The sequence below is a fragment of the Collinsella sp. UBA1693 genome (genome assembly GCF_002320115.1).
In the GTDB taxonomy this organism is placed as follows: domain Bacteria; phylum Actinomycetota; class Coriobacteriia; order Coriobacteriales; family Coriobacteriaceae; genus Collinsella; species Collinsella tanakaei.
This window is the reverse complement of record NZ_DCJT01000010.1, coordinates 1-8,403: the sequence shown is the minus strand read 5'-3', so window position 1 is coordinate 8,403 and position 8,403 is coordinate 1. Positions and strand designations below refer to the sequence as shown.

The 8,403-nt window shown below is 60.6% G+C and carries 6 protein-coding genes and 1 pseudogene; 1 reads left to right on the top strand and 6 read right to left on the bottom strand.

What is annotated here, in order from left to right:
- From ychF to B3H65_RS04335, 5 genes are all read right to left on the bottom strand, one after another.
- The coding region (ychF, locus tag B3H65_RS04355) for a redox-regulated ATPase YchF (RefSeq protein ID WP_286684272.1) at nucleotides 1-855 on the bottom strand (855 nt) is incomplete at its 3' end.
- A 201-nt stretch (nucleotides 856-1,056) separates the two neighbouring features.
- Nucleotides 1,057-2,322, bottom strand: a complete 1,266-nt coding sequence (locus tag B3H65_RS04350; RefSeq protein ID WP_286684271.1) for a 4Fe-4S binding protein — start codon at nucleotides 2,320-2,322, stop codon at nucleotides 1,057-1,059.
- Nucleotides 2,323-2,686: 364 nt separating this feature from the next.
- Nucleotides 2,687-3,319 carry a hypothetical protein gene (locus B3H65_RS04345; RefSeq protein WP_286684270.1) on the bottom strand — a complete coding sequence of 211 codons (633 nt, stop codon included), beginning with the start codon at nucleotides 3,317-3,319 and terminating at the stop codon, nucleotides 2,687-2,689.
- Between the two features lie 121 nt (nucleotides 3,320-3,440).
- Nucleotides 3,441-4,784 carry a 6-phospho-alpha-glucosidase gene (locus tag B3H65_RS04340; RefSeq protein ID WP_286684269.1) on the bottom strand — a complete coding sequence of 448 codons (1,344 nt, stop codon included), beginning with the start codon at nucleotides 4,782-4,784 and terminating at the stop codon, nucleotides 3,441-3,443.
- Between the two features lie 119 nt (nucleotides 4,785-4,903).
- Nucleotides 4,904-6,496, bottom strand: coding sequence for an alpha-glucoside-specific PTS transporter subunit IIBC (locus tag B3H65_RS04335; protein ID WP_286684268.1), 1,593 nt, complete (start codon nucleotides 6,494-6,496; stop codon nucleotides 4,904-4,906).
- Between the two features lie 312 nt (nucleotides 6,497-6,808).
- Here B3H65_RS04335 and B3H65_RS04330 point away from each other — a divergent pair, with 312 nt between their 5' ends.
- The gene (locus B3H65_RS04330; RefSeq protein WP_286684267.1) at nucleotides 6,809-7,537 is read left to right on the top strand and encodes a GntR family transcriptional regulator; all 729 of its coding nucleotides are present in this window, start codon (nucleotides 6,809-6,811) and stop codon (nucleotides 7,535-7,537) included.
- A 335-nt stretch (nucleotides 7,538-7,872) separates the two neighbouring features.
- On the opposite strand, the pseudogene B3H65_RS04325 reads toward B3H65_RS04330, so the two are convergent.
- A pseudogene (locus tag B3H65_RS04325) lies at nucleotides 7,873-8,403 on the bottom strand (TCP-1/cpn60 chaperonin family protein); the annotation flags it as partial.

The window sequence follows — 8,403 nt, the reverse complement described above, 5'->3', positions numbered from 1 at the left end:
CTCCATCTCGCCAGCCGTAAAGAAGCTCTGCAGGCCAAGCAGCTTGTAGGCGGCCTGGGCCAGCGTCTCGAGGCCGGAATGCTCAAGGCCCAGATCGGCCAGGTATTCGGCGGCTTCATCGGGCTCCAACTCGGAGAGCTCGGCCTCAACCTTGGCGCAAATGGGAATGGGCGTGACGCCGTCGATGGGTTCGAACTCAGAGGTCAACTCGTCCTCGTCCACGTTGGCGACGTAGAGCATGGGCTTCATGGTGAGGAGGAACAGGCCCTTGGCAGCAGCGCGCTCCTCGTCCGTCATATCCAGGGCGGCGGCGCGGTTGCCCTCGTTGAGCCAGTCGACCAGGCGTTTGGCGATCTCGAGCTTAGGGACGAGGGCCTTGTCGCGCTTAGCCTCCTTCTCCAGCTTGGGCAGCTGCTTCTCGAGGGTCTGGATGTCCGCCAAGATAAGCTCGGTCATGATGGTCTCGGCATCGCTCGCCGGGTCGACAAAATCGCCGGTATGGTTGACCTCGCGCATGACGTCCGGGTCCTTGAAGTAGCGGACGACCTCGCAGATGGCGTCGCACTCGCGAATGTTGGCCAAGAACTGGTTGCCCAGGCCAGCACCCTCCGCAGCGGCACCCTTGACCAGGCCAGCGATGTCGACGAACTCGACGGTCGCGGGGACGATGCGACCCGGGTGGACGATGTCCGCCAACTTCTGCAGGCGCGCGTCCGGTACGTCGACGATACCGACGTTGGGGTCGATGGTGGCGAACGGATAGTTAGCGGCAAGGCCGCCCTTCTTGGTGAGGGCGGTGAAAAGCGTCGACTTGCCAACGTTGGGCAGGCCCACGATGCCGATAGAAAGTGCCATGAATACTCCTTGCAACGTAAAAGCCGCGCCGCGACCAGATTCTCACCCATGTCGCGGCGCGCTTGATAGTCAACAGATTATTGTACCGCACGCTTGTGCTTTTTTATGCAGCTTGCATCCGGCGCGGCTACTAGAGCGAGTCGGAACAAGCCGGAACATAACGGAACATAACGGAAAGAGGCCGGCGGCAAGGTGCGCGCCTTAATCGGCAAGCTTCTCCACCTTATCCAGCGCGGCGGAAAGCTTCTTCTTTGCCTCCTCCTTGGCCTTGATCGCCTCCTGCCTAGCCTTCTCCGCCTCGGCAGCGCGCTTTTCCTCCTCGGGGTCCGGGACGATGAGCTCGGCGGCATCCGTCTCCACCATCGTGATGGCGTGATCGGGGCACACCTCCGCGCACAGGCCGCAGCCCACGCAATAGGTGGATTCCAAGGTAAAGCGACCGGCGCCCTTGAGGTCGCACGCGTAGGTGGGGCACATCGCCACGCACTCCCCGCACATGGTGCACTTGGAGAAGTCGCACTCCGGGCGCGTCACGTGCACGTTCTCGGCAAGCTCCGGATGCGCCTGCAGCGTGGAGAGCAGCAGCTGGTTCTTTTGCATAAGGATGCGGCGGCGCTTCTGCGTGTTGGTTCCGCACGCCTTGTTGAGGGTGCGCTCCAGGTTGGTGATCTGCTGCGAATGCGCCTTCAGACGCTGGCTCACCGATGCCAGGGCGGCCGTGGCCGGGTTGAGCTTGGAGACCGCCAGGCCGGTGGAGCGCATGATGTTGTCCATAAACTCCTTGCGCTCGTACTCGCGGCGCTTGGTGCACTTGAGGTCCTTCGCCTCGACCTCAAGGCCCATGCCAACGCCGCTCCACTCCTCGGCCGTGGCGATGGCCTCTCCCAGCATTTCCTCGCCGGTGGTGTTGCGGCAGTTGGTACAGATGTCCAGCGGCAGGTACACGCTCACGTTGGGATAGTCCGCCAGCACGGAGAACCACACCTCGGGCGTAACGTCGCCCACGCACGCAAGCACCACCTCGTTCTCGCGAGGCAGGCGGCGCAGCGCACGCGTGCAGGTAACGTAGGCGGTCTCGTGCGCCGCAGCCGCGGCGGCGATGGCGTCGTAGAGCTTCTTGGGCTGGATGCGCGGCGACACAAACGACTCCGTGGGGCATGCCGCGGCGCACAGGCCGCACTTGCGGCAAGTATCCATGATCTCGATGCCGCCGTCCTCGATATCGATCGCCTCGACCGGGCAGGCGTCCAGGCACTTGGTGCACGAGCTCTTGTCGTACTTGCACACCATGCACGGGATGGTGTTGGCGCGCGGGCGCTCCTTGTAGTCTGCCGGGTTCCAATGCGGCGCATCGGGCGAAGCGGCGCCCATCAGCGCATCGGTCACCCCGCCCAACGGGTCCTTAAGGGCGCCCAGTCCCTTGCTGATATCGATAAGGTCGTCAAACAGGTCGTGATTCTGCGCCATGGCGCGGCCCTCCCCTGAGCATGTGCTAATAGCGTATTGGCAGCGCGCGGCGATTGCGCGCAGCAAAGTACTAGTGTAGAGCACTCTTGCTCAGAGCGATGTCAGCGTAGCGTGAAGGCATGGATTCTCTTGACTGCGTTTGGACGAAAACCGGCTGCGATACCAGCTTCACGGCGCCGGCGGTCGCGTTTCACAAAGCTCAAGCGCTCCATATCGCCGCAGCGCCTCCCCAGGCAACAGGTATCAAACGCAATTAGCCGGGCTAACGGTCACCCACTAGCCCGGCTATTCGGTGCATACCAAGCATTTCGGCTCGCACAGCACCCAATAGGGGTCGCCAGCCCCAATCCAACCGCTACCGTGTCTAGCCCAGTTGCGCGCTCGCAAACAGGCAGATACCTGCAACAACCAGCACCACCAGCGCACCGGACACGTCAACAAGAACGCCGGCGACACCGCGTCCACGGCGCCAGCCCTCCATTGCCTGGGCGCCGCGATGCCACACGCGCCACAGCAAGATCGCCATAGCCACAATGCCCACCATGCTCTGCAGCATCATCTCCGCGCAGAGTAGAACAATGAGATTCGCCGCCGCGTAGCCCGCGTCCCCCGCCGCGTAATGGCTGTGGACAAATCGCACCAAATAGGCAATAAACGGCTGCATGCAGGCACTCAAGAAACTCACCGCCACGGCCGGGTTAGAGGCAAACGCATCTTGCAAGCCGTCGACGGAAAGACCCGTGCCCGCCATAGAAAGCGAAACCACCGTAGCGACCAAAACCAAACACAGCACAACCTGGACCGTGGTGAAGATCCGCGCAGTCAGCTGTTCACGGCGCGACAGGTTTTCCTGGTCCAACGGTGCAAGATACCAATCGCAGGTGCCCTTGCAGGAGCACTCCCCCACTGCGATCCCCCCGGCATCCGCAACCGCGGCACGCACGGGGTCAAGCTTGGTGCCCGCTGCCGCGATCTGGGATTTAGTTCTCTTTGCCACGATACTTTCCGCCTTTCGCGTTCAGTCGCACACGGCGCGCCACCTTTCCCCCTGTATGTGGCGGCGCGCCTTAAAGATGTTTCCGCAATGCCATAGCGTCACCGCGGTAGCAACGGCTTGATTACTTGAGCTCGGGCCAGTAATCCTTGTTGGCCTCGATAAGGTCATCCAGGATCTGCTTTGCAACCTTAGCGGACGGGACGGTGGCAGAAAGCGACAGTGCCTGCCACAGCTTCTGGTAGCTGCCCTCAACCCACGCCTGGACAACCAGCTTCTCAACGGAGACCTGCTGCTCGAGCATGCCCTTCTGCCACTGGGGAACCTTGCCCTGGCAGATCTTCTCGTAACCGTTGGAGCCCACGATGCAAGGAACCTCGACCATAGCGGTCTCGTCGAAGTTGGAGACGGCGCCATCGTTGGGGACGATGAGCAGGAAGCGCTCTCCGGTGTTCTCGGCCAGGGCGCACGCCAGGTCGACGATGTAGGTGGCGTGGGCGTCCGCCTCAAAGCCGGCGCCCTCGGCGGTACCGCTCTCGATCACTTTACGGCAGGCACCGAAGACCTTCTTCTCGCGGCCGTCCATGACCTCGTTGGCACGAGTGTAATCCGGATTAGAGGTCTCGACCACGTAATCCGGGAAGGTGTAGTACTTAAGGTAGGTGTTGGGGATGGTCTCGGGGTCGAGCGCGTAAACGTCCTTGGCCTTGCCGAAGGTGTGGATCCAGGACTCGTCGATATGCTGCTCCTGTCCCTCCTCATGGCTGATGCCGTCAAGGTAACCGTTCTTGGCCATGTGCTCCTTGATCTGGGGCATGAGGTCGTTGCCCTGCTTGTCGAAGATCTTGGTGAACCAGCCGTAGTGGTTCAGGCCGTAGTAGCTGTATTGCAGGTCGCGGTGGTCCTCAAGCCCGCACATGACGGCCATCTTGTCCATGAGGTCGATGGGCATGTCGCAGATGTTGATGATCTTGGAGTTGGGGCGCAGCACGCGGCAGGCCTCGGCCACGATGGCCGCCGGGTTGGAGTAGTTGAGCATCCAGGCGTCGGGGCTGTACTTCTCCATGTAGTCGAGGATCTCGATGACGCCGCCGATGGAGCGCATGCCGTAGGCGATGCCGCCCGCGCCGCAGGTCTCCTGGCCAACGCAGCCGTACTTCAGCGGAATCTTCTCGTCCAGCTCGCGCATGGCGTACTTACCCACGCGGATGTGTGCGAGGACGAAGTCGATGCCGGTAAAGGCCTCCTCGGGGTCGGTGGTATAGGAGAAATCGAGCTCCGGTGCGTTCTCCTTGAAGTAGATCTCGCAGGCCTTGGCAACAATCTCCTGGCGCTCGGCGTCGTTGTCATAGAAGATGACCTTGTCCACAGGGAAGCGGTCGTGCTCTTTGAGCAGCATGAGGGCGATGCCAGGGGTGAAGGTGGAACCGCCGCCGGCGATGGTTACTGCGTAGCTGGACTTAGCCATGGTTGATCCCTCCTGGATCCGGCCGCAAGTTTTTGAAGGGGCGCCGCCGCGGCCATGTGCGGCGCCCGATTGATACCAAATACCGAGCAGATGCCGGTGCGCTGTCGCAGGGTAAATCCTTAGAGCAGGGCCTCGAAGCAATCGCGGACCTTGGGCACCTTGAGACCGATGATCACCTGCATGCCCTTGCCGTTCTTGGCGATGCCGCTGGTGCCGATGCTCTTGAAATCGGGGTCGTCGGCAACCAGGGTCTCGTCCTTTACGTTGACGCGCAGACGGGTCACGCAGTTGGTCACGTCGACAATGTTGTCGGCGCCGCCCAAAAGCTCCAGGACCGCTGCGGCCATCACGGCGTAGGGGTCGGACTCGTCCACGTCGTCCATCGCGCCGGAAGCGAGCTCTCCGTTCTTGGCAGCACGGTACTCGGCCTTGCTGCGGAACTTGACCTGCTCGTCATCGTCCTCGCGACCAGGGGTCTTGAAGTCGAACTTGATGATGAGGAAACGGAAGACAACAAACCAGATAACGGTGAACACAAGGCCGACGACCAGGGCCATGGCGTACTGCTGCCAGTGGTTAGCCATAAGCGGGATGAAGTTCAACGAGCTGATCTCGATAATGCCGCCGGCGAACACGCCCACGCAACCAACCATGTTGATAGCCATGGCGAGCAGAGCGGCAAGCACGCAGTGGACGATGAAGAGCGGGGGCGCGATGAACAGGAAGGTAAACTCGATGGGCTCTGTCACGCCGCAGAAGACCGCCGTCAGGGTGATGGGAATGAGCAGCGACAGCAGCTCCTTCTTCTTCTCGGGCTTGGCCGTGACGTAGAAGGCGAGAGCGATTCCCGGGCAACCAAAGATCTTGGACCAGGTAGAGCAGGTGAAGGCCGCGTAGGGAGCGAGCTCTTTGAGGGAGTCGGTGGAAGCGGCGATCTGGGGCAGCGCGGTAGCGAAGGCGGTGTAGATGCCGCCGTCGACAACGGCGTTGTCGTAGTAGAACGGGCTGTACATAAGGTGATGCAAGCCAAACGGAATAAGTGCGCGCTCAAGGAAGGCGAACACGCCTACGCCCAGCGTGCCGGTGGTGGCGACAAAGCCCTGGAAGGCGCGGATGCCGTCCTGAACATGGGGCCATCCAAGGCAGGCGACAAACGCTACGGGCAACATGACAAAGAAGGTGATGATGTAGACAAACGTGGAGCCCGCGAACACGCCCAGCCACTCGGGAAGTTCAACCTCGTAGAACTTGTTGTGGATGGCGATGATGATGCCGGAAACCGCCAGGGCGCCGATCATACCCATGTCGAGCGTCTTGATGGAGGCGATCATGGCCAAGCCGGACGTGCCGCCAACCTCCGCGGCGAAGTCGACGCCAAAGAAGCCGCCCCACTGCGAAAGCATGGTGCTCACAAAATACTGGAAGGTGAGGTAGCCCACAAGCGCTTCCATGCAGCAGCGCGCGTTCTGCTTGTTCGCAAGACCAATAGGCAACGATACCGCGAACAGCAACGGCAGCTGGTTAAAGACGGTCCAGCCGCCCTGAAGGATAACATTCCAAACGCCGTACCACATTGTTCCCGGTGCAGCGAGAGGTCCAAAGATGACCTCGGTGGTGAAGAGCGTGCCGAATCCGATCACAACGCCCGCAAACGCGAACAGCATGACCGGGGTGAACATCGCACCTCCAAACTTCTGAATCTTCTGCATCATGGCAGGGAATTCCTTTCCCCTCATATTTCCCCTCTAATGCGGAGTTACCGCCCCCACCCTTCGAACACCGCCGGCGCCATGCGGTCATACTTGTTCGTACAAGTGAGTGACTACATAATCAGATACTTGTACGAACAAGTCAACGAGCATAGGACGAGTTCTCGTGAGCGGTAGAAATTGAACCGTGAGCGTTTTTTACGCCGCCGCTCATGGCAATCTAATCCGTACGACGCGAGGGGCTAGCATATTCGTACAAGTTGGTATATACGTTGTATTAATCAAACTGCTTCAAAACCATTCGATCGAGGAACCATGGCCAAGTCCGTCTACCAGGAAATCTACCTAGACCTAAAAAAGCGCATCGAAGCCGGAGATATCGCCTACGGTGCGTTTCTCCCCTCTGAAAACGAACTCACCGCCTCGTATTCCTGCTCGCGCAGCTCGGTGCGCCGCGCGCTGGCACAGCTTGCCGCAGACGGCTACGTGCAATCGCAGCAGGGCAAGGGCGTGCGCGTAATCCGCGACCCCTCTCTCGATGTGTCACGCGGCTACGATGGTCTTGAGACATTTGCGGAGATGGCGGCACGCCTGGGCTTTACCGCCAGCACCTGCTGCCTTGCGCTGGACCGCGTAACCGCAGACGAGGACCTGGCAAGGCTTACGGGTTTTCCCGTCGACACCAAGCTCGTGAGGGCGCTGCGCGCCCGTCGCGCGGACGATCGAGTGGTATCGACCGATGAAAGCTATATTCCAGAATCAATTGCATCCGGCCTCACGCCAGAACTTGTCGAAAGCGGCATCTACAAGTACCTAGAGGGAGAGCTTGGGCTGGGCATCGCCACAAGCAGGCGCATCATCACCGTGGAAGCGGCCACCCAGGCAGATCGGGACAATATCGACCTAGACGGCTTCAACGCCGTAGGCGTCATGCGAAGCCATACCTTCGATACCGAAGGCCTCATGCTCGAGTACACCGAAACACATGAGCGCCCTGAGTTCTTCTCAAACTACTCAACGGTAACCAGAACGCAGCGCCCATAGTTACCGCCGCCTCTCAGATAACGTTACATCCTGTGCCCGGTGCCCTGAACACCCAATCTAGCTGCATGTTTGTCCGCCATTATAGATTTTCCGATAGTTTCGTTATAGATTTTCCGACATTTCCATTCATGATTTTCCGACTTTAGCCCGCTTGCTTCAGCGCGCTTGCATCTACCAACTTGGCCTTGCGCCTTTGGACGAGGATCGCCCGCGCAACATCCACGCACCCGCTCAGCGACACCTAGTCCAAACGCAAAAAGGCCCCGGAGGGCACTCCCAAAGCAAGCGCTTTAGGGAACCCTCTGGGGCCTTAAAAGTCAGCGTGCGCCGGCAGATTAGTACATGCCGCCACCCTGGGCGCCAGCGGTAGCAGCCGCGATAGCGTCCTCAAGCTGGGTGTTCTTGGGAACATCGGTAACGGTGGCCTCGGTGATGAGGATCNNGCCACGGAAGCGGCGTTCTGCAGGGTGGTGCGGGTGACCTTGACGGGGTCAAGGACGCCCATCTCGATCATGTTGCCCCACTCGCCGTTAGCGGAGTTGAGACCCTCGCCAGCGGGCAGCTCGGAGACCTTGTCGACAATGACGGCGCCCTCGTAGCCGGCGTTCTTGGCGATGGTGGCGACAGGAGCGGTCAGGGCCTTCTTGATGATGTCGATACCGATCTGTTCCTCGGGGTCGGAGACCTCGATGTTGTTCAGCGCGGGCAGAGCGTCCATGAAGGCGACGCCGCCGCCGGCGACAATGCCCTCCTCAACTGCAGCGCGAGTGGCCTGCAGGGCGTCCTCGACGCGATGCTTGATCTCCTTGAGCTCGGTCTCGGTAGCAGCACCAACCTTGATAACGGCGACGCCGCCGGAGAGCTTG